The organism is Sphingomonas degradans (assembly GCF_053502645.1).
Genome location: NZ_CP177172.1, coordinates 3,908,893 through 3,932,461, shown reverse-complemented (window position 1 = coordinate 3,932,461; position 23,569 = coordinate 3,908,893). Strand labels below are relative to the sequence as shown.

Genomic DNA, 23,569 nt, shown 5'->3' with positions numbered 1-23,569 from the left:
GCTGCGAGTGATTATCAATAAGCGGCCGCGATTGCCAGCCCAAACTGGCTGCGGCGAATACGGATGGGTTCAGATCGCGGGATAGCGCAGCCGACCGACGAAGCGCGACAGGCTCGGGCGGTTGGCGGTGCGCGCGAGGAAACCCGCCTTGGCCTTTTCAAACCGCATGATTCCGTCGATCCGCCGGCCCAGGAAGGCGCGCGCATCGGCCCATGCCTCGCTCTCGTCGTTCAGGAACACCGCGATCGTCGCGGCATAGACGCTGCCCAGGATCGCGCGCTTGGTATAGTGGTTGTAATCGGTCGCGGTATCGCCGGCCAGCCGCCACATCGCATCGACGGAGCGCCAGCCGAGCCGAGTCGCCCGAGCCGCATTCTGCGGCATCGCGAGGATCGCGACGGCCCGGCGCAGCGCTTCGCGATTGGGCGCGGCGATCGCCAGCCGCGCCTCGACCAGCGCCGTGATCCGCTGGCGGATCTTCATCGCGCCCAGCGCCTCGGGCGTGCAGCGCGCCGCCATCTCGGCATCGATGCTGGCGAACCACGCATCGATCATGTCGACTGGCGCACCGCCGGCAAAGGCCAGCCGGGCAATGTCGCGGTCCACGCCCGCCGCATCGGCGGTAGCGTCCAGCGCCTGGCGGTTCCATCCATCGAACGCCGCATTGGCGGCCACCTGCGGGGCAAGCGCCATCCGCAGTTCGTCGAGCGTCGCATCGGCAAGATCGGTAGGCATCATTCCGATCTAGTCGCTTCGCTGCCGGGCGCAAGCGCGCGCGTGCCCCGATCGCCGCTGCGCACCAGCACCAGCGCCACTGCAACCAGCACCGCGCCGACCAGATCGGGCGTGGTCAGCCGCTCGTCATAGGCGATCCAGCCGATCAGCGCGCCCACCACCGGCTGGATCAGCATCGCGATCCCGACGATCAGCGGCGAGAGGTGGCCGAGCGCATAGATCATCAGCCCCTGTCCCAGCACCTGGCTGAAAAACGCCAGCCCGATCAGCGGCCACCAATTGCCCGGCACGATCCGCTCCCCCATCGCCAGCGCGAACAGCAGCAGCGCGGGGATCGTCACCAGCGACGACAGGACCAGCGCGGTCATCGCCGGCATCGCCGCACGCACCCGCGCCATGCACACAAGGTAAACCGTATAGACGAGGCCCGCGAGGACACAGAACAGATCGCCGGCCAGATGCCGGGGCGACAATTCCGCCGATCGCCCGAGCAACAGCGCCGCACCGATCGCGGCAAGCAGCAGCGCCGCCGCCTGTGGCCGTGTGGGCCACATCCGTGCCGCGATGAATCCATAGATCGGATAGATCAGCGTCGCCGAATTGCCGAACAGCGTGGCATTGGCCAGCGTGGTGCGGACGATGCCGATGTGCCAGCTCCCCAGATCGACGGCAAAGGCCAGCCCGCCAAGCGCCACCAGCAGCCACACTCCGCGTGCCGAGCGCACCGGCCGCTGTCCTGCGGCCAGCCCCACCCCGAACAGCAGCGGCGTCGCCAGCCCCATCCGCCAGAACGCGGCGGCGACCGGCCCCACATCGGAAAGCCGCACGAACAGCGGGCCGAACGACAACGCCAGATTGGCGACGACGATGGCCAGCAACGCCACCAGCGGCGCGGCGGCGGGCAAGGCGCGGGTTTTGGACGCGATAGGTTTCGTTGGGGGGGCGGCCTCGTGCATGCTGCGCTGTAGCGCCCTATCTCCGGCCATCACAGCACAAGGACGTGTTTTCCATGCCAAGCCTGTTCGATCCGATCCAGCTGGGCGCCGTGGCGGCGCCAAACCGCATCCTGATGGCCCCCCTCACGCGCGGTCGCGCCACGCGCGAGCACGTCCCCACGGCCATCATGGGCGAGTATTACGCCCAGCGCGCATCGGCGGGGCTCATCATTTCCGAAGCGACGGGAATCAGCCGCGAAGGGCTGGGCTGGGCCTATGCGCCGGGACTGTGGACCGACGTGCAGGTCGAAGGGTGGAAGCCCGTGATCGAGGCGGCGCACAAGGCCGGCGGGCGGATCTTTGCCCAGCTATGGCACATGGGGCGCATCGTCCATCCCGATTTCCTCGGCGGCGCGGCCCCGCTCTCCTCTTCCGCCACGACTGCGCCGGGTGAAGTCCGCACCTATGACTCCGGGGACGGCAAGAAGCCCCATGCCCAGGCGCGGGCCGCAACGAAGGACGATATCGCCCGCGTGCTCGACGATTATGCGCTGGCGACGCGCAACGCGCTGCGCGCCGGGTTCGACGGCGTCCAGCTCCACGCCGCCAATGGCTATCTGATCGACCAGTTCCTGCGATCGGGCGCCAATCACCGCGACGACGACTATGGCGGCAGCCCGGAAAACCGCGCGCGGCTGTTGCGCGAAGTGACGCTGCGGCTGATTGCCGAAGCCGGCGCCGACCGCACCGCCGTGCGCTTTTCGCCCAACGGCGCGTCACAGGGCGTCGAGGACCCCGATCCCGAATCGGTGTTCGTCCCCGCCGCCAAATTCCTCTCGGACCAGCGCATCGCGTTCCTCGAACTGCGCGAGCAGACGCCCGAGGGGACTTTCGGGCGCTCCGAGCAGCCGCGCGTGTCGCCGGCGATCCGCAAGGTGTTCGCCGGGCCGCTGGTGCTCAACCAGGATTATGACGGCGCCCGCGCGCAGGCCGAGGTCGGCTCGGGCAATGCCGATGCGATCGCCTTTGGGCGGCCGTTCCTGGCGAACCCGGACCTGGTCGAGCGGCTGCGTCTCGGGGCGGCGCTCAATCCGGTCGACACCGCAACGCTCTATGCGCGCGGCGCCGAGGGGTATCTCGACTATCCGACGCTGGCAGACGCGCCGGCCTGATCCAGCGCGTCGATCCCGCGCGTGATGGCGCCGCGGAGCCGGTCTCGCACGCCCTTGGTTGCGAGTACCGGCACCAGCAGCAGCGGCACGTACGGCCAGAACACGACGCTGAGCCCCAGGAATACCGCGATCGAGAAGGCCGCGATCTGGCCCACACGCTCGATTCGGCTGCGGTTCGAGAAATTCTCGCGGATGCGGCGCGGGGCGCGGTCGTCATACCAGCGGCGGGTAGTGAACATCACATCGCCCGGCGCAAGCTCCGCCGGGGCAACGGGATTCGCAACCACCGGGTTGGTGCCGTGGCGGGCCCTGGCAATGGCGCGGGGCGGGCGATCGGTTCGCCCACGCGCGGCCGGTTCTGCGGGCAGCGGCTTGGTCGCCTCCGCCCCGGTCCAGCTATCGATCACGAGCAGCCGCCGTCCCCGCTCCACCACCTTGTAGCGCGTGGGGGGCGGCTGCATCATCGGATCAGCCGAAGCGATTCGCCAGCGCCAGCATCGCCAGCGCGGCCTTTGCCGCTTCGCCGCCCTTGTCCTTCTGGTCCGGGCGGGCGCGCACCAGCGCCTGTTCCTCGTTCTCGACCGTCAGGATGCCATTGCCCACGGGCACGCCGTCCAGCGCCAGCGCCATGATCCCGCGCGCGCTTTCGCCCGCGACGATCTCGAAATGATAGGTTTCGCCACGAATCACCACGCCCAGCGCGACAAAAGCGTCGTAATCGCCCGAATCAGCCGCCAGCGCGATCGCGCCGGGAATCTCGAGCGCGCCGGGCACGGTGATGACTTCGACCTCATGCCCCTCCGCCTCCACGGCGGCGCGAGCGCCCGCGAGCAGCAGGTCGTTCAGATGCGCATAGAATCGCGCCTCGACGATCAGGATCTTGGCCATGTTATTCTCCGTCGATCGCGCGCTCGCCGACGATCGACAGGCCATACCCGTCAAGGCCGATCAGCGTGTGGTGGGTATTGGTGAGCAGGATCATGTCCTGCACGCCCAGTTCGGTCAGGATCGTCGCGCCGACGCCATAGTCGCGCAGTTCGTCCATGTCGGTCGCCGGAATCGCGCCCGCGCGCGCCTGGAGCGCCATCGAGAACTGGTCGTCGCGCTGGCGGTTGATGACGACGACGACGCCGGCGCCCTCGCGCCCGATGATCTCCATCGACCGCCGCAACAGCCCGCCGCGCTCCCCGCCCTCACCGAACAGGTCGGAGAAAGGCGACACCGCGTGCATCCGCACCAAAGTGGGCTTCGCCGGATCGATCGCACCCTTGACCAGCGCGACCTGTTCGCTGCCCGTCGCCTTGTTCCAAAACGTCAGCGCGGTCCATTCGCCGCCCCATTGGCTGACGAACGCGGCCTCTGCGCGCTTCTCGACCAGATGGTCGTGTCGGCGGCGATAGGCGATCAGGTCGCGGATCGTGCCGATCTTGAGGTTGTGATACTGGGCAAAGGACACCAGGTCGTCGAGGCGCGCCATCGTGCCGTCGTCCTTCATGATCTCGCAGATCACGCCCGACGGATTGAGCCCGGCCAGCCGCGCGACATCCACCGCCGCCTCGGTATGCCCGGTGCGCACCAGCACGCCGCCGTCGCGCGCGACCAGCGGAAACACATGCCCCGGGCTGACCAGGTCGTCGCGGCCCTTGGCGGCGTCGATCGCCACCGAAACCGTGCGCGCGCGATCGGCGGCGGAGATGCCGGTGGTAACGCCTTCCTTCGCCTCGATCGAAATGGTGAAGGCAGTTTCGTGGCGCGTGCCGTTGGCGCGGCTCATCAGTTCGAGCCCGAGCTGGTCGACGCGCGCCTTGGTCAGCGCCAGGCAGATCAGCCCGCGACCGAATTTCGCCATGAAGTTGATCGCATCGGGCGTCGCCATCTGGGCCGGGATGACCAGATCGCCTTCGTTCTCGCGGTCCTCGTCGTCGACCAGGATGAACATGCGGCCATTGCGCGCCTCGTCGATCAGCTCCTCGGGCGTGGAGAGGAAGCCATGCTTCAAGCGGGCGAGTTCAACCTTTGGCACGAAGCGCCTCCATGCGCTGAAGATAGCGGGCGAGCACGTCGATCTCGAGATTGACGGCCTGACCCACGGTGATGCCGGCGAACGTGGTCACGGCGGCAGTGTGCGGAATGATGTTGAGCGCGAATTCGACGCCCGTCGGCGTATCCTCCACGGCGTTGACCGTCAGCGAGACGCCGTCGACAGTGATCGAACCCTTGGGCGCGAGATAGGGCGCCAGGTCCTTGCCCGTGGCGATCACGACATGGTGCGATCCGCCCTCTTCGCGGACTTGCGCCACGGTGCCGATGCCGTCGACATGGCCGGTGACGATGTGCCCGCCCAGTTCGTCGCCGAGCTTCAGCGCGCGCTCCAGGTTGAGCCGGCGGCCTTCGGTCCACTGGTCGGTCGCAGTGCGCGACACGGTTTCGCCCGACACGTCGAACGCGACCCATCCCGCGCCCTTGTCCACCACCGTCAGGCATACGCCCGAACAGGCGATCGACGCGCCCAGGTCGATCGTGTCGGCGTCATAGGCCGTGGACACGCGGACGCGCAGGTCGCCCTGCTGCTCGACGGCATCGATGGTGCCGATATCGGTGACGATTCCTGTAAACATCAGCAGGCCGCGTAGACCTCCAGCCGGTCGCTGCCAAGCATCCGCGTGTCGTCCAGCCGCCAGCGGCAATGCGCTTCGGCGAGCGCGGAGAGGCCGATGTCGCCCAGCGCGGGCTTGCCGTCGCCGATCAGGATGGGCGCGCGGTACAGCAGCAGCCGATCGACCAGCCCCGCGCGCAGGAACGACGCGGCGGTATGCGCGCCGCCCTCGACCAGCAGATGGTCCACGCCCTCGATCCCCGCAATATCCTCGGGTCGCGCCAGCGGCCCCGCCGACGACAGCACCAGCACGCGGGGGCTGCGCGACTCGATCCCGGGCAGGCGCACGTCGAGCTTGGGCCTGTCGATGTCCCAGGTGCCCCGCCCGACCAGTATCGCCTCATGCCGCGCCCGCTCCAGATGGACATGGGCACGCGCCTGCGGCCCGGTGATCCAGCGGCTTTCTCCCGAAGGCAGCGCGATCCGGCCGTCGAGCGAGGTCGCGAGCTTGAGCGTCACATGCGGCCGCCCCAGCTTGCGCCGGGTGAGGAACCCCGCCATCGCCGCGCGCGCCGTCGCTTCGCCGACGCCCTGCACCACCTCTACACCCGCATCGCGCAGCCGCGCCATGCCCAGCCCGTCGGTGCGGGGATCGGGATCGCGCAGCGCGATCGCGACTCGGGCAACCCCTGCGGCGACCAGCAGGTCGGCACAGGCCGGCCCGCGCGGCGAGGGATGGGCGCACGGCTCGAGCGTGACGTAAACGGTGGCACCGCGCGCGGCCTCGCCTGCCTGCGCCAGCGCCATTGCCTCGGCATGGGGGCGCCCGCCGGGCTGGGTCCAGCCGCGCCCGACGACGCGCCCGCGCTGCACGATCACGCAGCCGACATTGGGATTGGGCGCGGTGCGGCCCCGCCCGCGCTCCGAAAGCGCCAGCGCCGCCGCCATCCAGCGCAGGTGGTTCAGAAGCCCCACTTTGTCAGCGTGTCATCGACGCGCTTGAATTCTTCCTGCCGCTGCTTGCGCTTCTTCTCCGCCTCGGCGAGCAGGACCGCGCGCTTGGCGTTGTCGATCTTGCGATCGGCGCGGATCTCGTCGTCGGTGCGCGTGATCGGCCAGCTTTCGGCGTAGATGATGTTGCGCTTGTACGGCACCTCGATGTGCGAGTCCTTCACGAAGACGAACAGCACGACCAGCGTGATCGCCATCGACAGCATCATGAACCACAGCTCGTGCGGGCGCCGCTGCGCGAGGAACATGCGCAGGTCGCGGATCGCACCGATCGGCGAGATTTTTCTAAGAAAGCTCATCGGCCGCCAAGATAAGGGCGCGGGGGCCGAAGGGCAAACCCCGCGCCCGTCGAATCATTGGTTGGCGAGTTCGAACCGCACGGTCATCACCCGCCAGCTTTCTTCGGGGATGCCGCCGCGCGTGGCGGGCTTGAACCGCCATTTGCTCAGCGCCTGGCGCCGGGTCGCCTCGAAGAACGCATCGCTGGTCGCGCGCAGCTGCTGCACTTCCTTCACCCGGCCGTCGATGCCGATCAGCACGCGGATACTGACCTGCCCGTCGCGCTGGGCGCGCAGTTCGGCGGCGGGATAGGCGGGTTGGAAGTCCTTGAGGTAGCGCGGGTCCTGGCTCGGCGCGATCAGCGGCGGCAGCGCCTTTACCGTCGTTGGCTCGGTGAGCGGCCCGGTCTCGAACGATCCGCCTGCGGGGGGCAGCGAGGGCGGCACCTCGGTCGTCCCCGCGATGATCGGGTCCTGCGCGGTCTTGATCAGCGGATCGGGGACGGTCGGCTTGGGCACCGTGGTGGTGCGTTCCACCTTCGCCTCGGGCTGCGGCTTGGGCTGCTCGACAGGGGGCGGAACGGGGGGATCGAACGGGTCGTAGATCGTGATGGGGGTATGCCCCTTTTCCTTGACCACATAGGGCGCGGAAAAAACCAGACCGGCGATAATCGCGCCGTTGATGGCAAAGGCCGCGCCCAGGCTGACGGTGCGGGACTTGGGGGCGGCGTATCGGGTGTCGGCATACATGATGTTGCTCTCCCACTCTCCTCTCCGGTCGAACCGGAAATGAAATGATACATCATTACTTGTCGCGCGCAAATACTTTGCTCACGGCGCCGCAAGAAGCCGCTCGACTGCACGATCCTTGCCGATCAGCGGCAACAGCGCCGCCATGTCGGGGCCATGTTCGCGCGCGGTCAGCGCCAGCCGCAGCGGCAGGAACAGCGCCCGCCCCTTGCGCCCGGTGGCGTCCTTGAGCGCGGCGGTGAGCGCGCGCCACGGGTCCTGCGCCCAGTCGAGCGTCGCGGCCACCGCCGCCGCCTGCGCCACGAACGCGCGATCCTCTGCGTCCAGCGCGGGCGGCGCCACCGGCCCCTCGATCACCTGCCACCATTCCGCCGCATCGGAAACGCGCGCCAGGTTCGGGCGAATCGCCTCCCACGCCGCCGCGCCCATCCCCACCGGCAGCCGATCCGCGACTCGCGCAAAATCGAGCTGGTGGACGATGCGCGTGCTGAGCGCCGCCAGTTCCGCCTCGTCGAAGCGCGCCGGCGCGCGCCCGAACCGCGCGAAATCGAAAGTCGCGATCAGCGGCGCGGAATCGGCAAAGGGTTCCACCGAGTCGCTCGTCCCCAGCCGGGCGAGCAGCGCGACCAGTGCCTCGGGCTCGATCCCCTCCTCGCGGAAATGCGCGATGCCCAGCGCGCCGAGCCGCTTGGACAGCTTGCCCTCGCTGCCGGTCAGCAGCGCCTCGTGCGCGAAATGCGGCGGCGTCGCGCCCAGCGCCTCGAACATCTGGAGCTGCGTCGCGGTGTTCGAGACATGGTCCTCGCCGCGCACGACATGGGTGACCCCCATGTCGATATCGTCGATCACGCTCGGCAACAGGTACAGCCACGACCCGTCGGCGCGGCGAATCACCGGATCGCCCATCGTCGCCGGATCGAAGCGCTGGGGCCCGCGCACCAGATCGTCCCAGATGATCGGCGACTCGAGCAGGCGGAAGCGCCAGTGCGGCCGGACGCCCTCGGTCTCCAGCAGCGCGCGGTCGGCGTCGGTAAGCGCCAGCGCAGCGCGGTCATAGATCGGCGGGAGCCCGCGCCCCAGCAGCACCTTGCGCTTCAGCTCCAGTTCCTGCGCGGTCTCGTACGCGGGATAGATCCGCCCCTGCGCCACCAGCGCGGCGAAGCGCACCTCATAGCGATCGAAGCGCGCCGACTGGCGCTCCTCGCCATCGGGCACCAGCCCCAGCCACGCCAGATCGGCGCGGATCGCATCGACAAAACGTTCTTCTGAACGTGCGCCGTCGGTGTCGTCGATCCGCAGCAGGAATTTCCCGCCCTTTGCGCGCGCGAACAACCAGTTGTGGAGCGCCGTGCGGATGTTTCCGACGTGCAGCGTGCCGGTCGGGCTGGGGGCGAAGCGGGTGATTACGGTCATGGCCGCGGGTTAGGCCGCGTCGCACGCAGCGGCAATGCCCCTTTGCCTTCGCGCATTGCGATACTAAGGGACACGCAATTCAACTCCAGCAGCGGTGGGAACGAGCGCGCATGAAACTTCTGGCCGGCAATTCGAACATGCCGCTCGCCAAGGCGATCGCCGAGTATCTCGAGATCCCGATCACCCAGGCGAATGTGCGGCGCTTCGCCGACGAGGAGATCTTTGTCGAGATCCTCGAGAACGTCCGTGGCGAGGACGTGTTCGTGGTCCAGTCGACCGCCTATCCGGTCAACGACAATCTGATGGAACTGCTCATCATGGTCGACGCGCTCAAGCGCGCCTCGGCCAAGCGGATCACGGCCGTGCTCCCCTATTTCGGCTATGCGCGCCAGGACCGGAAGCCCGGTCCCCGCACGCCGATCTCGGCCAAGCTGGTCGCCAACCTGATCACCGTCGCGGGCGCCGATCGCGTCCTCTCGGTCGATCTGCACGCGGGGCAGATCCAGGGCTTTTTCGATATCCCGACCGATAATTTGTACGGCGCGCCCGTGATGTCGGCGGACATCCAGACGCGCTTTCCCGACAAGCAGTGGATGGTCGTGTCGCCCGACGTAGGCGGCGTGGTGCGCGCCCGATCGCTGGCCAAGCGACTCGACAACGCGCCGCTGGCGATCGTCGACAAGCGCCGCGAGCGTCCGGGCGAATCCGAAGTGATGAACATCATCGGCCAGGTCGAAGGCCGCTTCTGCATCCTGATCGACGACATCGTCGATTCGGCGGGCACGCTGTGCAACGCCGCCTCGGCGCTGAAGGCGGCGGGGGCCGAGGGCGTGGTCGCCTATTGCACCCACGGCGTGCTGTCGGGCGGCGCGGTGGCGCGCGTCGATGCATCGGACCTGACCGAGCTGGTCATCACCGATTCGATCGGCAACCATGCTATCGTCGAGGCAAGCAAGAAGATCCGTCACCTGACGATCGCCCCGCTGCTCGCCGAAGCCGTGCGCCGCATCGCCGACGAGGCATCGGTCTCCAGCCTGTTCGACTAAGGGCGAAAGCACCGCATTCGCCCGTGGCGCGTTGGACCCTGAAACAAGTTCGGGGTGACGGACTCACGAACCGAATCCCTTGTCCCGGTCAGGAGCAAAGACACATGGCAACGGCACTCATCACCGGCGCGACCGCCGGCATCGGCGAAGCGGCGGCGCGGGCGTTTGTCGATGCGGGCTGGCATGTGATCGGCACCGGGCGCCGCGCCGACCGGCTCGATGCGCTGGCGGCCGAACTGGGTGAACGCTTCCTGCCGCTGGTGTTCGACGTGCGCGACGAGGCGGCACGCGATGCCGCGCTCGACACGCTGCCGGCGGACTTTGCGCAGATCGACTTGCTCATCAACAATGCCGGCCTCGCGCTCGGCATGGAATCGGCGCAACAGGCATCGCTTTCCAACTGGAAGACGATGATCGACACCAACATCACCGCCTTGGTGTCGATCACGCACAAGCTTTTGCCGCGCTTGATCGAGCGCAAGGGCGCGATCATCAATCTGTCGTCTGTTGCCGGCACCTATCCCTATCCGGGCGGCAACACCTATGGCGCGACCAAATCGTTCGTCCATCAGTTCAGCCTCAACCTGCGTTCCGACCTGGTCGGCACGGGGGTGCGGGTGACGTCGATCGAGCCGGGCATGGTCGAAACCGAATTCACGCTGGTCCGCACCGGCAGCCAGGACGTGTCGGACAAGGTCTATGCCGGGGTGAACCCGATGACGGGCGAGGACATCGCCGAGACGATGCTGTGGGTCGCCACGCTGCCGCCACATCTGAACATCAACGTGTTGGAACTGATGCCCGTGAATCAGGCATGGTCGCCGTTCCTGGTGCATCGCGAGGGCTGAACGTAATCCTGAAAGGAGCTGCGATGAAGCGCGAGACCGAATCGGCAATCGACACCGCGACCGACATTCTCGCCGGGGACGACCGGACCCAGTATGATTCGGTGTCGATCGCGCTCCATTGGATCACTGCGCTGCTGGTGCTCGCGCAGTTCGTCACGTCGCAGGCTTGGGAGTGGTTCGACCGGCCGATGCACCGCACGCTGGTCATCACGCACATGTCGCTGGGCGCGCTGCTCACGCTCGTGATCGTCGCGCGGCTGATCTGGCGGCTGCTGCCGGGGCACCGCGTCGGGCCGCTCACCACGGGATGGCAGACGATCGCCGCGCGGGGCGTGCACTGGCTGCTTTACGTGCTGCTGATCGCCGAAGCGACGCTCGGCTGGATCGGACGCTGGGCAGAGGGCAAGCCGCTCAACGCGTTCGGCCTGCTGATCCAGCCGCCGTTCGCGGCCTGGGCCCGCGAGGATGTCCATGAATTGTTCGAGCTGCACGAGAAGATCGGCTGGGCCATCGTGCTGCTGGCGCTCGGCCATGCGCTGGCGGCGCTGTACCACCATCATCATGTGCGCGACCGCGTGCTGGTGCGCATGGCGCCGTGGCTGAAGGCGCCCGCTGCGCGATGATCGCGATTGCTTCGGACCAGCTGGCCGCCACAATCAATCCCTTCGGCGCCGAGCTGTCGTCGCTGAAGGATCGCGACGGTCGCGAACTGATGACCGATGGCGACCCCGCCTTTTGGAGCGGGCGGGCGCCGCTCCTTTTCCCCATCGTCGGGCGGCTGGCGGGGGACCGCTATCGGCTGGACGGCGTGGAATACCCGCTGCCGCAGCACGGCTTTGCGCGGCGACGCGCGTTCGAGACAGTCGCGGCGGCGGCGGATCGCGCGACCTTCCGCCTGACCGACGACGCGGAGACGCGCGCGGCCTATCCCTTCGCCTTCGTGCTGGAGGCGCGCTATGCCGTGTCGGGCGCGACGCTGCGGATGGAGATCGCCGTCACCAACAGCGGTGACAGGGCGATGCCCGCCAGCTTCGGCTTCCACCCCGCCTTTGCCTGGCCGCTGCCCTATGGCGGGGCCAAGGAAGACCACCGCATCGTCTTCGGCGCGCCCGAGCCCGGCGCGCTCAACGCCATCCAGGGCGGGCTGATCGGCGCGCCCACGCGGCCCTCGCCCGTCGAGGGCGATACGCTGTGGCTCGACGACGCGCTGTTCGCCGAGGATGCGCTGGTGTGGGAGGCGCCGGCCAGCCGCACGCTCTCCTATGGCACCGCGCACGGGCCACAGCTCGCCTTCGCCTTTCCCGACATGCCCAGCCTTGCGCTCTGGTCCAAACCCGGCGCGCGCTTCGTGTGTGTCGAGCCGTGGCAGGGCCATGCCGATCCGGTCGGGTTCACTGGCGAAATCTGGGACAAGCCCGGCATGCTCCGACTGGAACCCGGCGAGACGCGGACGTTCAGCATGGACGTGACGTTGCGCGCGTAAACCGCTAGGGCGCGCCATGCCTTCCGTTTCCGACCGCCGCACCTTCGCCATCATCTCGCATCCCGACGCGGGCAAGACCACGCTCACCGAAAAGCTGCTGCTGTTCGGCGGCGCGATCCATCTGGCGGGCGAAGTGAAGGCGCGCGGCGCCGCCCGGCGTGCCCGGTCGGACTGGATGAAGATCGAGCAGCAGCGCGGCATCTCGGTCACCTCCAGCGTGATGACGTTCGAGCGCGAAGGCATCACCTTCAACCTGCTCGATACGCCGGGGCACGAGGATTTCAGCGAGGACACCTATCGCACGCTGACCGCCGTCGATTCCGCCGTGATGGTGATCGATGCCGCAAAGGGTATCGAGCCGCAGACCCGGAAACTGTTCGAAGTGTGCCGGCTGCGCAACGTGCCGATCATCACCTTCGTCAACAAGGTGGACCGCGAAGGCCGCCCGGTGTTCGAGACGCTGGACGAAATCGCCGACATGCTTGCGCTCGACGTCGTGCCGATGACGTGGCCGGTGGGCATGGGCGGCGAGTTCGAGGGGATTTACGACCTGGTCGCCAACCGCCTGTTGCTGCCCGAGGGCGGCAGCCGCGAGTTCCAGGGCAAGATGGTCGAGACGACGGGGCTTGATGACGCCAAGCTCGACGAAATCCTGTCCGCCGACGGCGTGGCCAGACTGCGCGAGGATGCCGAGCTGGCGATGGCCGGGTACGAGGCCTTCGATCCCGAGGCGTATCGCGCCGGCGACCAGACGCCGGTCTATTTCGGATCGGCGCTGAAGGAATTCGGCGTCGATTCGCTCATCAACGCGATTGCGCAGTTCGCCCCTCCGCCGCGCAGCCAGCCTGCCGAACCGGCGGCGGTGGACCCGGCCCGCGACGAAGTCACCGGATTCGTGTTCAAGGTCCAGGCGAACATGGACCCCAACCACCGCGATCGCATCGCGTTCATGCGGTTGTGCTCGGGCACGTTCAAGCGCGGCATGAAGCTGATCCCGACCGGCCATGGCAAGCCGATCGCGATTCATTCGCCGATCCTGTTCTTCGCGCGCGAACGCGAACTGGCGGACGAGGCCTATCCCGGCGACATCATCGGCATCCCCAACCACGGCGTACTGCGCGTGGGCGATACGCTGAGCGAGCGCGCGGACGTGCGCTTCACGGGGCTGCCCAATTTCGCTCCCGAAATCCTGCGCCGCGTCGCGCTGAAGGACCCGACCAAGACCAAGCAGCTGCGCAAGGCACTGGACGACATGGCCGAAGAGGGCGTGACGCAGGTGTTCTACCCGGACATCGGATCGAACTGGATCATCGGCGTGGTCGGGCAGCTCCAGCTCGAAGTGCTGCTGAGCCGGCTGGAGGCGGAGTACAAGGTCGCGGCGGGGCTGGAAATGGCGCCGTTCGAGACCGCGCGCTGGGTATCGAGCGAGGACCCGAAGGACCTGCAGGAGTTCATGGCCCTCAATCGCGGCGCCATGGCCAAGGACCGCGACGGCAACCCGGTGTTCATGGCCAAATCGGCATGGGAAGTCGGCTATATCGCCGACCGCTATACCAAGGTGAAGTTCGCGGCGACGCGCGAGCGGTAGAAGCGGGCCGACTGGCGCCCGCCAGCCCGCTGCCCCACAAAGCGACAGCTCTCGGAACCCACCCGAGATAGGCGATCGCCGGGTGTTCCGCGATTGCGGGGATCGCCGATTCGGCGAACTACCTACGCCACCCAGTCCTGCGCCAACTTGCGGCTGGCCAGTGCCATCAGCGCGCCGGCGACCAGATACAGGCACAGCCCCGCCGCGATCGCATAGCGCAGGCCGTCGGCGGGGCCGTACGCCGGGGTCAGCGCCTTGGAGAGCGATCCCACCACCCAGCTGCCCAGCCCCAGCCCGATCAGGTTGTTGATGAGCAGGAAACAGGCCGATGCGGTCGCGCGCATATGCGCGGGCACCAGATGCTGCACGGCGGTCAGCACCGGCCCCAGCCAGACATAGACCAGCGCCTGGGGCAGCAGGAACAGCGCGAACGCCGCCTGCCAGCTGCCCGCCAGCACACCCGCGATGAACAGCGGCGTGCCCGCGACATAGCAAATTGCCGGCGCCAGCGCGTACCAGCGCTTGTCGCGCCCGCCCATCCGGTCGCCCAGCCAGCCGCCCAGCAATATGCCCGCGACTCCGCCCGTGAGCAACAGCGCGCCGAAGAACTGGCCCACCTCGCCCAGGTTGAGCCCGAAGCTGCGCATCACCATGCTCGGCAGCCAGAATGCGACGCCGTATCCGCACATCGACCCCGCCGCCGCGCCGAAGGCGAGCAGCCAGAAGCTCGGCTTGGCCGCGAGGATCGCGAAGACGTGCCAGATTGGAACCTGTCCCAGCGGTGCGGCTTTGCGGGGCGGATCGCGGACGATCAGCTTGAACGGGATCGCGACGAGCAGCCCCAGCACCCCCACGACGAGGAACGCCGTGCGCCATTCCACGGTCTGCGCGATCGTGCCGCCGAGCAGTGCGCCACCCGCAGAGCCGAGCGGGATGCCCAGCGAATAGATCGACAGCGCCCGTGCGCGCCGTTCGGGCGGATAGGCATCGCCGATCAGCGCATAGGAGGGGGCGACTCCGCCCGCTTCACCGACGCCGACGCCGAGGCGAAACAGGAACATCGAGGTGAAGCTCTGCGCCGTGCCGCACAGCGCGGTGAATGCGCTCCACACGCCCAGCGACACGGTGATGACCCAGCTGCGGCTGGTGCGGTCCGCCAGCAGCGCCAGCGGGATCGCCAGCGTCGAATAGAGCACGGCAAAGGCGAGCCCGCCGAGCATCCCGAGTTGGCCGTCGTCAAGGCCGAGGTCCGCCTTCACCGGCTGGGCAAGGATGCTGAGGATCTGCCGGTCGAGGAAGTTGAAGATATAGACCAGCAACAGCATCGCCAGGACGATGCCGCGCGGGGCGGTAGGGGCGGGGGTCCCGGCGGGTGCTGCGGTGTCGGTCATACGGGGTCCTGAACTTATTCCCCTCCCGCACGCGGGAGGGGTTAGGGGAGGGGCCGCGCTTGCGCGGCGCTTCTGCCAGGTCAGGCCCTCCCCCCGCCCAGCTTGTGGGGGACAGCCCCCCGGGCTGTCCAGGGTGCGCGGGGGGCGCACCCGACCCCAAACTCGCACGCGGGAGCGGAGCGCAACCGTTCTCCTGCGAATGCAGGAGCCCAGGGCCACGGGCGGCGCGGCCTGTGGTCTTGGGCCCCCGCTTTCGCGGGGGAGCAGGTTCGGACGCTCAGAATTTCAGCCCGAAGGTCGCGAAGATCTGCCGCGGGTTGCCGTAGAAGGCAGTGGCGATGCCTTCCTTGCCCAGCGTCGGGGTATAGCCGCCGGCGGGCGTCTTGATCGGCACGCCCGCGACCGTGCTGGCGATATACTGATACCCGCCGATCTTGTACGTCTCGCCGGTCAGGTTCTTGCCATGGACGCCGATCGAGTAGCGGCCCTCGCCGAAGGTGAACACGGCGTGCGCATCGAACAGCGTGTAGCCGGGCTGGTCGAGGAACGGGCTCGCCGTCTCGAACTGGTGGGTCAGGCTGCGATAGCTGGCGACACCCGACAGCGACAGATTGCCCCCGCCCACCGGCAGCGCAGTGCCGAGCGTGCCCGACAGGTTCCACTTGGGCGTGTTCTGGAAGACGCGGACATCGGACACGTCGGTGCCGGTCGGCCCGATGAAGCGCTTATACTTGGCGTCGATATAGCCGAGCGTGCCCGAGAAGGTGACGTTCGATCCCGGCCCGGCAAAGCCGCGCGCCAGCACGGCGGTCGATTCCAGCTCGACCCCCTTGATATCCGCCTTGGCCGCGTTGGTGGTGATCCCGCAGAAGGTCTGGACGCCGCCGACCAGGCAGCCGACCGATCCGGGGATCTGGACGTCGCTGTAGTTGGAATAGAAGCCGTCGAGCGCCCAGGTCAGCCGGCGATCGAATGCCGACCCCTTCCAGCCGATCTCATAGCTCTTCACCGTCTCGGGATCGAACGAGAGATAGTTGTAGATGTCCTGATAGGTGCGCCCGGCCGACGCATTGCTGATCGGTGCCGAGGTGCCCGATCCGCGCGGATCGAACCCGCCGCCCTTGAAGCCTTCCGAATAGGACGCATAGAGCATGTGGTTTTCGGTGGGCTTGAAGCTGAGCGAGGCGCGCGGGGTGAAGCGCTTGAAATTGGCGGTGCCCCGGAAATCGGTGGAAGGCGTGCCGAACGCGATCGGCGTGCCGCCGAACTCGCTGGTCAGGCCGATATAGTTCGCCTTGAACACGCGCGACTGGCGCTGGTCCCAGGTGTAGCGGCCACCCACGGTCAGGCTGAACTGCGGCGTGATGTCGTAGGTGAAGTCGCCATAGATCGAATGCGTCTCGGTCCGCACGTCGCCCGCCGTATAGGCGTTGAGCCCCGCCAGCGTGGTGGACAGCAGCACGCCGAACCCGGTCGTCGCCTTGGCGCCCAGATAATAATAGCCGAGCAGCCCGTTCAGCTTGTCGCTGTTGTACAGCAGCTGGAATTCCTGGCTGGTCTGGTCGTTCTTGTACACCGCCGGCACGTCGACATCGACCGAGGGCGTCGAATCGAAGTCGATCGGCGTGTAGGACGTGTCTTCGCGATAGGCGCTGATGCTGCGCAGCGTGAAATGGTCGGAAAGCTGGGCATTCACGGTCATCGACACGCCGCCCGCCTCGATATCGTTCTCCGGATTCCGCAGGCCCGCATTGGTGTCGTACACGTTGGGCAGCGAGGGCGATCCGGTGAGCAGCCCGGCGAACAGCCGGTGGCCGTTGCGCGCGTTCGACTTGTCATGGGTATAGTCGCCGGTCAGCCGGATCGACATCGCCGAATCGGGCGTCTCGAACTCCAGCGTGCCGCGCGCAGCCCAGATGTCCTTGTTGTAGTTGTCGATGCCGAGCGTCTTGTTCTCGCCAAAGCCGCCATGCGACAGCCGCGCACCCGCGACGCCGAGCTTGAACCCCGCGCCGAGCGGGGTGGAGGCGCTGACCACCACATCGGCCTGGTCATACGAGCCATAGGCCCCGCGAATCGCGAAGGTCGGGCTGTCGGCCAGCGGCTTGGTGACATATTTCACTGCGCCGCCGATCGTGTTGCGGCCATACAGCGTGCCCTGCGGCCCGCGCAGCACTTCGATCCGCTCGACGTCATAGATGTCGAGCACCGCCGCCTGCGGGCGATTGAGGTACACATCGTCCAGATAGATGCCGATGCCCGCCTCGAACCCCGGTACGGGGTCCTGCTGGCCCACGCCGCGGATGAAGGCGGCGAGCGTCGAATTGGTACCGCGCGCGCTCTTCAGCGTGGTGTTCGGCGTGACGTTCTGGATATCGGTGAGGTCGAGCGCGCCATTCTGTTCCAGCGTCGCGGCGGACAGCGCAGTGACGGCGGTCGGCACGTCGAGCAGGCGCTCCTCGCGGCGGCGGGCGGTGACGACGATCTCGCCGGTGTCTTCATAGGCGCCCGGCTCGGCGGCGGGGGTTTCCTGTGCAAAGGCGGGCGCGGCGCCCAGCGCGGCAAAGGCGGCGCCGGCGAACAATATCGAGCGAGCAGACGGAATCAGTGCAGACATCAGTGCGTTCCTCCCCAGAAATCGGCCCGTCCTTTGCGGCGGGTTGTATGCGTTGGCGTCAGGCTATACTGAAACATGAACCGGGTTTCAACTTGGGAACGGTCAGGGAGAGATGCGAATGGTGAGCGGGCGTGGCACGGCGGCCACAGCAGCTGCGATTGCCGGAGGGGATGCCGCCAGCGCGGGCAAGGAGCCGCGCACCGCGCGCGGCCGCCGCACGCTGCGCGCGATCCTGGATGCCGCCGCCGAGGAATTCGGGGAAAAGGGATTCCATGAAGGATCGATCAGCGGGATCACGCGCCGTGCGGGCGTCGCGCTGGGCAGTTTCTACACCTATTTCGATTCGAAGGACGCGGTGTTCCGCGCGCTGGTGCGCGACATGTCGGAGCAGGTGCGCGAAAATGTCGCGCCTGCGCTGAAAGACGCGCCCGACCAGATCGCCGCCGAACAGGCCGCCTTGCTCGCGTTCATCCGCTTCACGCGCACCCACAAGGAAATCTATCGCATCATCGACGAAGCCGAATTCGTCGATCCCGAGAGCTTTCGCCTGCACTATGCCACCACCGCCGAACGCATCGCGGCGCGGCTTCAGGCGGCGGCGGCGCGGGGCGAGGTGCGCGACGATGTCGGCGAAATCCACGCCTGGGCGATCATGGGGATGAACGTGTTCCTCGGCCTGCGCTACAGCGTGTGGGACGAGGACGTCGCGCCCGAGGAATTGTCGCGCGTCGTCGCCTCTCTGCTCGCACGGGGACTGGCACCGGATTAAGGGCGCTGGACAAGCCGGCGATTGCGTGGATTGAGGGGCGGGCAACGCGTGGCCCGCGCACCAATCAGGAAACCGATCCCCGATGGACTATGTCGACCAGCTTTTTGAAGGCGAGACGGTAACGCTCGACGGCAACAGCTTCCGCAACTGTACCTTCCGCAACGCCGTGCTCAAATATGCCGGCACGGGCGTCGAGATGACCGAATGCCGGCTGGAGAGCTTCTCGTTCCAGCTCGACGGCGCGCTCGCGGGCGGGCTGTTCACGCTCTACCAGCTGTTCGGCACCGAGGGGATGCTCAAGATCCTGCGCGGGTTCGTCGAGCCCAGCGACAAGCCCGAAGTCATCGAGATCGGCTGACGGGCCAGGGCGCGCGTCCCGGCGCGCCCGACCCGGTCACTTCCCCGCCAGCTTGTCCTTCAGCCCCGCGAATGGGCTGAGCGGTCCGGCCTCGTCCTCGCTCAGCACGCCTGCCTGTTTGAGCACGGTGGCGGCGTTGGGGCCGCGCGGGAACGGATCGAGCGAAAGCGCCAGCGTCTCGGCGGCGGCTTCGCCCAGGTCGATCGCGCTGCCGGTGTAGAACACGGTGTCGCACGCATCCTCGGACAGCTCGATATCCTCGTCAGGCGTGGCTTCGTCGGGTTCGGGGAGGAAGCGGATCGCAAAATCCTCCTCGACCGCCACCGGCAGCGGATCGCCGGTCGCAACGCAGGTTTGCGTCACGCGGGCGGACAAATGCCCGGTCGCCAGGATGCTCACGGCGTCGCGGCGCAGCGTGAGGCGCGAGTCGAGCGCGTCGACCGCCTGCCAGCCGAACCGCTCGGCCAGCGCGTCGCGCTCGGCGGCGTCGGCGGTGATGTGGATTTCGTTTTCACCCGCGCCGATCTGGTCGAGGCGCTGGGGGCGGGAAAATTCGGGGTTCATTCGGGCAGGTCTCCCGCGACGATCGTCGCGACGGGGGTTTTCTGAAGCGCGTCGCGAAAGGCGAGCAGCGCCGATTCGGCATGGGCGAGCGCGGCGTCGGCCGGCGGCTGGCCACGATAGAGATTGCGGATCAGCGCGGGCGCCAGTGACCCTTCGGCCAGCCCGGTGCGATAGGCGCCGAGGCGTCCGCCCAGCATCCCCATCATCCGGCCCATATGCTTGCCGACCAGCACGTCGCCGATCCCGATCTCACGCAGCTGGCTGTCCATGTCGTCGATGAAGCATTCGGCCAGGGCGGTGCTGGGGGCGATCCCCTCCGGCGCCTGCTCCAGCCGCAGCAGCACCAGCACCATCACGGCGGCGATCGCATCGAATCGCCCGTCGATCGTGTCGGGCACGCCGCCGTCTTCGTACCAGTGCGGCGCGCGGCCGCGGGCGACGACGGCATCGTATAGTGCCGGAATCGTGCCGCGATCGGGGCGCCGGAAGAGGCGTTGGAGCAATCCCATAGGTCTTCTTGTCCCGTGGTGAGGGGCTGCGACCTTGTTTGGCCGCATTTTGCCGCATATTGAGGCGAACGGCGCGCGATGCAATGCGCGCACGTGCTGCGTTCTGCTGGAGACTATGATGCCCTTTCCCGTCCGCGCCCTTGGTTGTGCCGCGCTGCTCGCCGCCCTGGGGACCGCCGCCTGTGCGCCGGTGAAGACGCATCAGGGCTATGTCGTCGACAAGGAACTGGTCGATGCGATCCAGCCCGGCATCGACAATCGCGATTCGGTGCTCGGCACGCTGGGCCGTCCGACGCTGACCAGCCAGTTCAACCAGGGCGAATGGTATTACGTGTCGCGCGACGCGAGCAATCTCGCGTATCAGAACCCCAAAGTAACCGACCAGACCACGCTGCGCATCCGCTTCGACGCGGCGGGCAATGTCGTGAAGGTTGATCGGATGAATGCCGACATGATCGCGTCGATCGACCCCTATGGCAAGACGACGCCGACGCTGGGCCACAAGCGCAGCTTCTTCTCCGACCTGTTCGGCAATATCGGCACGGTGGGTGCGCCCGGCACCGGCGGCGGTGCCCCCGGCGGCGCCGGCGGCCAGTAACCATCCTGTCTATTGGCTGACGGCGGCGTTCCCGACCCGTTCAGCCTGATGCGTCCAAAAGGGCGGGGTGCCGGCGAAACCAATGCCGGCTTCCGTCTTTTTGGAGGCAGCCATGAACAAGTTCCTTACCGCAGCCCTGCTCGCCGCCGTCGCGATGCCGGCGGCGGCACTTCCCACCGCCGCCAGCGCGCAGTCGCAGGCAGAGCTGCGCCGCGATCGCCAGGACATTCGCCGCGAACAGCGTGAGCTGCGCGAGGCTCAGCGCCACGGCACGTATCGCGACGTGCGCGAGCAGCGCCGCGACGTGCGCGAGGCGCGGCAGGAATATCGCGAAGACCTGCGCGATCGCGACCGCGCCTGGGGCAATGACGACTGGCGTGCGTACCGCAACGGCAATCGTGGCCTGTATGCGCGGGGCAACTGGCGTGCGCCGTTCGCGTACAACCGCTTCCGCCCCGGCGTTCGCATCGGTGCGCCCTATTACGGCGCGCGCTATGTGATCGCCGATCCGTGGCGCTACCGCCTGCCGCGCGCGGGCCGCTACCAGAGCTGGGTGCGTCACTATAACGACGTGCTGCTGGTCGATACGCGCCGTGGCACCGTGATCCGGGTGCTCCCGTCCTTCTACTGGTAAAGGACTGCGGTCGCGCCGCCGGTTGAGCGGCGGCGCGACCGGGTGCCCGCAGGCACGGTCCCGAAAGGGGTTAGGACCAGTCGGCACACGTTTGTCTGTGTATTTCGCTCCGGTGACCTCGCGTTGCCGGGGCGAAATTTATGTGGATAAACTGCCCGGCGCGGTCAGCGGATCGTGAAGACCGTCTGGTCCACGATCCGTCCGCCCAGATCGACGAGGCGCAGCCGGTGGCGCCCGCGCGGTGCTAGCACCAGCGGATGGCCGTCCGCCGGCCCCAGATCCTGATTGTCGAGCAACAGCCGGTGCCCCAGCACTTCGCCCGACACCGCGATCGACAGCCGCTGGTTGTCGCGCGGAATATCGGGGTCGAGCGCATAGACGCTGCCGCCGACCGGGCTGACGATGCGCGGGCGCCGCGCCGATGCGGGCGCCATCGCCACCTGGCTTAGCGCGGTGCCGTGGACGAAATATTCCTGGCGCGGCTGTTCCAGTCCGCCGGCGAAGCGGACGGTGCGCACGTCCACCCCCGCCGGGCGCGGCGGGGCGGTGCCGCCGCCGCGCTGGTGCAGCGCCACCATCACGTCGCGCCACACCGGCGCCGCGCCGCTGGTGCCCGAGACGGCGCGCATCGGATCGCCTTCGAGGTTGCCGACCCATACGCCTACGGTGAAGCGGTCGGAAAAGCCGATGCACCAATTGTCGCGCATCGCCTTGGACGTGCCGGTCTTTACTGCCGCCCAGAAGGGCAGGCGCAGCGCCGAATCGGTGCCGAAGGTGCCGACGCGGGCATTGGGATCGGCCAGCATGTCGGCGACGATCCACGCCGCCTCGGGGCTGGTGGTGCGGCGGGGCGGTTCGTGCGGGTCGCCCTGGACCAGCCGCAGCGGCGACCAGCGCCCGCCAAGGGCCAGGCTGCGATACGCCGCGACCTGTTCCATCAGCGTGACTTCGGCCGAGCCCAGCGCGAGCGAATAGCCATAATATTGGCCGTCCTCGACCAGCCCGCGATACCCGGTGTCCCACAGCCGGTCGCGAAACGCATCGACTCCGGTGAGCAGCAGCGTGCGTACCGCCGGGACGTTGAGCGATCCCGCCAGCGCGATGCGCGCCGATACCGGCCCCTTGAACGCCTTGTCGTAATTCTGGGGGACGTAGAGGCCGGATGCGGTGTCGAGCTGTACCGGCGAATCGTCGAGGATCGACGCGGCGGTCAGATACCCCTTCTCGATCGCCTGGGCATAGAGGAACGGCTTGAGCGTCGATCCCGCCTGGCGATAGGCCGAGGCGCCGTCGACGGCGGGGGCAGTCGATTCGCCGCCGATGCCGCCGACATAGGCGAGCACGTCGCCGCTCTGGTTATCCACCACCACGACTGCGCCGTCACGCGCGCGCGATCCGCCCAGCCCCTGGAGCTGGCGGCGCAGCGCGGCGATCGCCACGCTCTGGATGCGCATGTCGAGCGTCGTCGTCACCTTCGCGCCCGCCTGCGTCAGCAACCGCGCCGAGAGGTGCGGGGCGAGGCCGGGATCGAGTGCAAGGCTGCGGGCCGGGCCCAGCATCGACGCGGCGGCGCCGGCGAAGCGGCTGCAATCGCTCTCCCGGGCCAGCGCACAGGCGCGCCGCGCGACTTCCGCGGCCTGCCCGCGCGGATTGGGGAGGAGTGCTGCGAGCAGCAGGGCATCGTCGCGGGTGAGCGCGGCGGGCGTCTTGCCGAACAGCCCCAGCGCGGCGGCGCCGATCCCCTGCGCCTCGCCGCGAAAGCCGGCGAGGTTGAGATACGCCTCGAGAATCTGGTCCTTGGTCCAGGTCGCCTCCAGCGCCGCGCCGGCGCGCATCTGGCGCAGCTTGTCCCAGCGGGTGCGCCGCCCCGGACGCGCGAGCTCGGGCGCTAGATAGGCCGCGACTTGCATCGACAGGGTAGAGGCGCCGCGTGCGCGCTTGCCCTCGGCCCGGTCGCGCAGGGCGGCGCCGATCGCCAGCCAGTCGATACCGCCATGGCTGCGAAAGCGCCGGTCCTCGGCGGCGACCAGCGTTTCGCGGGCGACGGGCGCGATGTCGTCCAGCCGAGTCCAGGCGAGGCGGCGGGCCTGATAGTCCACCCGGCTGCTGTCGATCAGCCGACCGCTGCGGTCATACAGCCATGCTTCCGAAGGCTGCCATTTCGCGCGCACCGCCGCATAACCGGGCAGGGGGGGCGGCAGCGTTGCCCAGTAAAAGCCGGAAAAGCCGATCGTGAGGGTGCCGACTCCCGCCGCGACGATGCGCGCGGGGGTG

Annotated in this window: 25 protein-coding genes; 10 read left to right on the top strand and 15 right to left on the bottom strand. The window is 68.0% G+C overall.

Annotation, left to right across the window (positions count from 1 at the left end):
- Nucleotides 1-69: 69 nt before the first annotated feature.
- Nucleotides 70-735 carry a COQ9 family protein gene (locus ACG3SL_RS18135; RefSeq protein ID WP_448662564.1) on the bottom strand — a complete coding sequence of 222 codons (666 nt, stop codon included), beginning with the start codon at nucleotides 733-735 and terminating at the stop codon, nucleotides 70-72.
- Entirely contained in the window at nucleotides 735-1,640 is a 906-nt protein-coding gene (locus tag ACG3SL_RS18130) for a DMT family transporter (protein ID WP_448662563.1), read from the bottom strand. Before ACG3SL_RS18130 ends, ACG3SL_RS18135 begins: the two co-directional genes overlap by 1 nt.
- Nucleotides 1,641-1,744: 104 nt before the next feature.
- Between ACG3SL_RS18130 and ACG3SL_RS18125 the strand changes: the two genes are divergently transcribed.
- Complete coding sequence (locus tag ACG3SL_RS18125) at nucleotides 1,745-2,842, top strand: alkene reductase (protein ID WP_448662562.1); 1,098 nt, start codon at nucleotides 1,745-1,747, stop codon at nucleotides 2,840-2,842.
- Here ACG3SL_RS18125 and ACG3SL_RS18120 read toward each other — a convergent pair.
- The 8 genes from ACG3SL_RS18120 to ACG3SL_RS18085 all read right to left on the bottom strand — a co-directional run bounded on the left by ACG3SL_RS18120 (nucleotide 2,812) and on the right by ACG3SL_RS18085 (nucleotide 8,890).
- Nucleotides 2,812-3,306, bottom strand: a complete 495-nt coding sequence (locus ACG3SL_RS18120; protein WP_448662561.1) for a hypothetical protein — start codon at nucleotides 3,304-3,306, stop codon at nucleotides 2,812-2,814. The two genes, ACG3SL_RS18125 and ACG3SL_RS18120, sit on opposite strands and share 31 nt — an antisense overlap.
- A gap of 4 nt (nucleotides 3,307-3,310) precedes the next feature.
- On the bottom strand, nucleotides 3,311-3,730 hold the full coding sequence (ribH, locus tag ACG3SL_RS18115) for a 6,7-dimethyl-8-ribityllumazine synthase (protein ID WP_448662560.1): 420 nt from the start codon (nucleotides 3,728-3,730) through the stop codon (nucleotides 3,311-3,313).
- Nucleotide 3,731: 1 nt separating this feature from the next.
- Nucleotides 3,732-4,865, bottom strand: a complete 1,134-nt coding sequence (ribB, locus tag ACG3SL_RS18110; RefSeq protein WP_448662559.1) for a 3,4-dihydroxy-2-butanone-4-phosphate synthase — start codon at nucleotides 4,863-4,865, stop codon at nucleotides 3,732-3,734.
- A complete protein-coding gene (locus ACG3SL_RS18105; protein ID WP_448662558.1) occupies nucleotides 4,852-5,460 on the bottom strand; it encodes a riboflavin synthase in 609 nt (202 codons plus the stop codon). Before ACG3SL_RS18105 ends, ribB begins: the two co-directional genes overlap by 14 nt.
- The gene (gene ribD, locus ACG3SL_RS18100) at nucleotides 5,460-6,404 is read right to left on the bottom strand and encodes a bifunctional diaminohydroxyphosphoribosylaminopyrimidine deaminase/5-amino-6-(5-phosphoribosylamino)uracil reductase RibD (protein WP_448665165.1); all 945 of its coding nucleotides are present in this window, start codon (nucleotides 6,402-6,404) and stop codon (nucleotides 5,460-5,462) included. Before ribD ends, ACG3SL_RS18105 begins: the two co-directional genes overlap by 1 nt.
- Nucleotides 6,401-6,748, bottom strand: a complete 348-nt coding sequence (locus ACG3SL_RS18095) for a hypothetical protein (protein ID WP_448662557.1) — start codon at nucleotides 6,746-6,748, stop codon at nucleotides 6,401-6,403. Before ACG3SL_RS18095 ends, ribD begins: the two co-directional genes overlap by 4 nt.
- Nucleotides 6,749-6,802: 54 nt before the next feature.
- A complete protein-coding gene (locus ACG3SL_RS18090; protein ID WP_448662556.1) occupies nucleotides 6,803-7,477 on the bottom strand; it encodes a TonB family protein in 675 nt (224 codons plus the stop codon).
- Between the two features lie 81 nt (nucleotides 7,478-7,558).
- The gene (locus tag ACG3SL_RS18085; RefSeq protein WP_448662555.1) at nucleotides 7,559-8,890 is read right to left on the bottom strand and encodes a glutamate--tRNA ligase; all 1,332 of its coding nucleotides are present in this window, start codon (nucleotides 8,888-8,890) and stop codon (nucleotides 7,559-7,561) included.
- A gap of 110 nt (nucleotides 8,891-9,000) precedes the next feature.
- Between ACG3SL_RS18085 and ACG3SL_RS18080 the strand changes: the two genes are divergently transcribed.
- The 5 genes from ACG3SL_RS18080 (at nucleotide 9,001) to ACG3SL_RS18060 (ending at nucleotide 13,855) form a co-directional block, all read left to right on the top strand.
- Nucleotides 9,001-9,936 (top strand): ribose-phosphate pyrophosphokinase, encoded by a 936-nt coding sequence (locus tag ACG3SL_RS18080; protein WP_448662554.1) that lies wholly within the window; start codon nucleotides 9,001-9,003, stop codon nucleotides 9,934-9,936.
- Between the two features lie 104 nt (nucleotides 9,937-10,040).
- Nucleotides 10,041-10,784, top strand: coding sequence for an SDR family NAD(P)-dependent oxidoreductase (locus tag ACG3SL_RS18075; RefSeq protein WP_448662553.1), 744 nt, complete (start codon nucleotides 10,041-10,043; stop codon nucleotides 10,782-10,784).
- Nucleotides 10,785-10,807: 23 nt separating this feature from the next.
- Complete coding sequence (locus ACG3SL_RS18070; RefSeq protein ID WP_448662552.1) at nucleotides 10,808-11,407, top strand: cytochrome b; 600 nt, start codon at nucleotides 10,808-10,810, stop codon at nucleotides 11,405-11,407.
- The gene (locus ACG3SL_RS18065; RefSeq protein ID WP_448662551.1) at nucleotides 11,404-12,267 is read left to right on the top strand and encodes an aldose 1-epimerase family protein; all 864 of its coding nucleotides are present in this window, start codon (nucleotides 11,404-11,406) and stop codon (nucleotides 12,265-12,267) included. The genes ACG3SL_RS18070 and ACG3SL_RS18065 overlap by 4 nt, the downstream gene beginning before the upstream one ends.
- Nucleotides 12,268-12,283: 16 nt before the next feature.
- Nucleotides 12,284-13,855 carry a peptide chain release factor 3 gene (locus tag ACG3SL_RS18060; RefSeq protein WP_448662550.1) on the top strand — a complete coding sequence of 524 codons (1,572 nt, stop codon included), beginning with the start codon at nucleotides 12,284-12,286 and terminating at the stop codon, nucleotides 13,853-13,855.
- A 122-nt stretch (nucleotides 13,856-13,977) separates the two neighbouring features.
- Here ACG3SL_RS18060 and ACG3SL_RS18055 read toward each other — a convergent pair whose 3' ends face one another.
- Both ACG3SL_RS18055 and ACG3SL_RS18050 read right to left on the bottom strand, forming a co-directional pair.
- Nucleotides 13,978-15,246: a spinster family MFS transporter gene (locus ACG3SL_RS18055; protein ID WP_448662549.1), complete on the bottom strand. Its 1,269-nt coding sequence runs from the start codon at nucleotides 15,244-15,246 to the stop codon at nucleotides 13,978-13,980.
- A gap of 277 nt (nucleotides 15,247-15,523) precedes the next feature.
- Entirely contained in the window at nucleotides 15,524-17,863 is a 2,340-nt protein-coding gene (locus ACG3SL_RS18050) for a TonB-dependent receptor (RefSeq protein WP_448662548.1), read from the bottom strand.
- 118 nt (nucleotides 17,864-17,981) lie between these two features.
- On the opposite strand from ACG3SL_RS18050, the gene ACG3SL_RS18045 reads away from it, so the two are divergent.
- Nucleotides 17,982-18,632, top strand: coding sequence for a TetR/AcrR family transcriptional regulator (locus ACG3SL_RS18045; RefSeq protein ID WP_448662547.1), 651 nt, complete (start codon nucleotides 17,982-17,984; stop codon nucleotides 18,630-18,632).
- A gap of 82 nt (nucleotides 18,633-18,714) precedes the next feature.
- Nucleotides 18,715-18,990 (top strand): hypothetical protein, encoded by a 276-nt coding sequence (locus ACG3SL_RS18040; protein ID WP_448662546.1) that lies wholly within the window; start codon nucleotides 18,715-18,717, stop codon nucleotides 18,988-18,990.
- Between the two features lie 36 nt (nucleotides 18,991-19,026).
- On the opposite strand, the gene ACG3SL_RS18035 is transcribed toward ACG3SL_RS18040, so the two are convergent.
- A complete protein-coding gene (locus ACG3SL_RS18035; RefSeq protein WP_448662545.1) occupies nucleotides 19,027-19,554 on the bottom strand; it encodes a YceD family protein in 528 nt (175 codons plus the stop codon).
- Nucleotides 19,551-20,063 (bottom strand): ubiquinol-cytochrome C chaperone family protein, encoded by a 513-nt coding sequence (locus tag ACG3SL_RS18030; protein WP_448662544.1) that lies wholly within the window; start codon nucleotides 20,061-20,063, stop codon nucleotides 19,551-19,553. Before ACG3SL_RS18030 ends, ACG3SL_RS18035 begins: the two co-directional genes overlap by 4 nt.
- Nucleotides 20,064-20,181: 118 nt before the next feature.
- Between ACG3SL_RS18030 and ACG3SL_RS18025 the strand changes: the two genes are divergently transcribed.
- Nucleotides 20,182-20,661, top strand: a complete 480-nt coding sequence (locus ACG3SL_RS18025; RefSeq protein WP_448662543.1) for an outer membrane protein assembly factor BamE — start codon at nucleotides 20,182-20,184, stop codon at nucleotides 20,659-20,661.
- A gap of 112 nt (nucleotides 20,662-20,773) precedes the next feature.
- Nucleotides 20,774-21,295: an RcnB family protein gene (locus ACG3SL_RS18020; protein ID WP_448662542.1), complete on the top strand. Its 522-nt coding sequence runs from the start codon at nucleotides 20,774-20,776 to the stop codon at nucleotides 21,293-21,295.
- A 164-nt stretch (nucleotides 21,296-21,459) separates the two neighbouring features.
- Here ACG3SL_RS18020 and pbpC read toward each other — a convergent pair whose 3' ends face one another.
- Complete coding sequence (gene pbpC / locus ACG3SL_RS18015; protein WP_448665164.1) at nucleotides 21,460-23,556, bottom strand: penicillin-binding protein 1C; 2,097 nt, start codon at nucleotides 23,554-23,556, stop codon at nucleotides 21,460-21,462.
- Nucleotides 23,557-23,569 lie beyond the last annotated feature (13 nt).

Coding starts and splice junctions, on each gene's coding strand:
- ACG3SL_RS18135 (WP_448662564.1), bottom strand. CDS start 735: ATGCCTACCGATCTTGCCGATGCGACGCTCGACGAACTGCGGATGGCG.
- ACG3SL_RS18125 (WP_448662562.1), top strand. CDS start 1,745: ATGCCAAGCCTGTTCGATCCGATCCAGCTGGGCGCCGTGGCGGCGCCA.
- ACG3SL_RS18120 (WP_448662561.1), bottom strand. CDS start 3,306: ATGATGCAGCCGCCCCCCACGCGCTACAAGGTGGTGGAGCGGGGACGG.
- ribH (WP_448662560.1), bottom strand. CDS start 3,730: ATGGCCAAGATCCTGATCGTCGAGGCGCGATTCTATGCGCATCTGAAC.
- ACG3SL_RS18105 (WP_448662558.1), bottom strand. CDS start 5,460: ATGTTTACAGGAATCGTCACCGATATCGGCACCATCGATGCCGTCGAG.
- ACG3SL_RS18095 (WP_448662557.1), bottom strand. CDS start 6,748: ATGAGCTTTCTTAGAAAAATCTCGCCGATCGGTGCGATCCGCGACCTG.
- ACG3SL_RS18090 (WP_448662556.1), bottom strand. CDS start 7,477: ATGTATGCCGACACCCGATACGCCGCCCCCAAGTCCCGCACCGTCAGC.
- ACG3SL_RS18085 (WP_448662555.1), bottom strand. CDS start 8,890: ATGACCGTAATCACCCGCTTCGCCCCCAGCCCGACCGGCACGCTGCAC.
- ACG3SL_RS18080 (WP_448662554.1), top strand. CDS start 9,001: ATGAAACTTCTGGCCGGCAATTCGAACATGCCGCTCGCCAAGGCGATC.
- ACG3SL_RS18075 (WP_448662553.1), top strand. CDS start 10,041: ATGGCAACGGCACTCATCACCGGCGCGACCGCCGGCATCGGCGAAGCG.
- ACG3SL_RS18070 (WP_448662552.1), top strand. CDS start 10,808: ATGAAGCGCGAGACCGAATCGGCAATCGACACCGCGACCGACATTCTC.
- ACG3SL_RS18065 (WP_448662551.1), top strand. CDS start 11,404: ATGATCGCGATTGCTTCGGACCAGCTGGCCGCCACAATCAATCCCTTC.
- ACG3SL_RS18060 (WP_448662550.1), top strand. CDS start 12,284: ATGCCTTCCGTTTCCGACCGCCGCACCTTCGCCATCATCTCGCATCCC.
- ACG3SL_RS18055 (WP_448662549.1), bottom strand. CDS start 15,246: ATGACCGACACCGCAGCACCCGCCGGGACCCCCGCCCCTACCGCCCCG.
- ACG3SL_RS18050 (WP_448662548.1), bottom strand. CDS start 17,863: ATGTCTGCACTGATTCCGTCTGCTCGCTCGATATTGTTCGCCGGCGCC.
- ACG3SL_RS18045 (WP_448662547.1), top strand. CDS start 17,982: ATGGTGAGCGGGCGTGGCACGGCGGCCACAGCAGCTGCGATTGCCGGA.
- ACG3SL_RS18040 (WP_448662546.1), top strand. CDS start 18,715: ATGGACTATGTCGACCAGCTTTTTGAAGGCGAGACGGTAACGCTCGAC.
- ACG3SL_RS18035 (WP_448662545.1), bottom strand. CDS start 19,554: ATGAACCCCGAATTTTCCCGCCCCCAGCGCCTCGACCAGATCGGCGCG.
- ACG3SL_RS18030 (WP_448662544.1), bottom strand. CDS start 20,063: ATGGGATTGCTCCAACGCCTCTTCCGGCGCCCCGATCGCGGCACGATT.
- ACG3SL_RS18025 (WP_448662543.1), top strand. CDS start 20,182: ATGCCCTTTCCCGTCCGCGCCCTTGGTTGTGCCGCGCTGCTCGCCGCC.
- ACG3SL_RS18020 (WP_448662542.1), top strand. CDS start 20,774: ATGAACAAGTTCCTTACCGCAGCCCTGCTCGCCGCCGTCGCGATGCCG.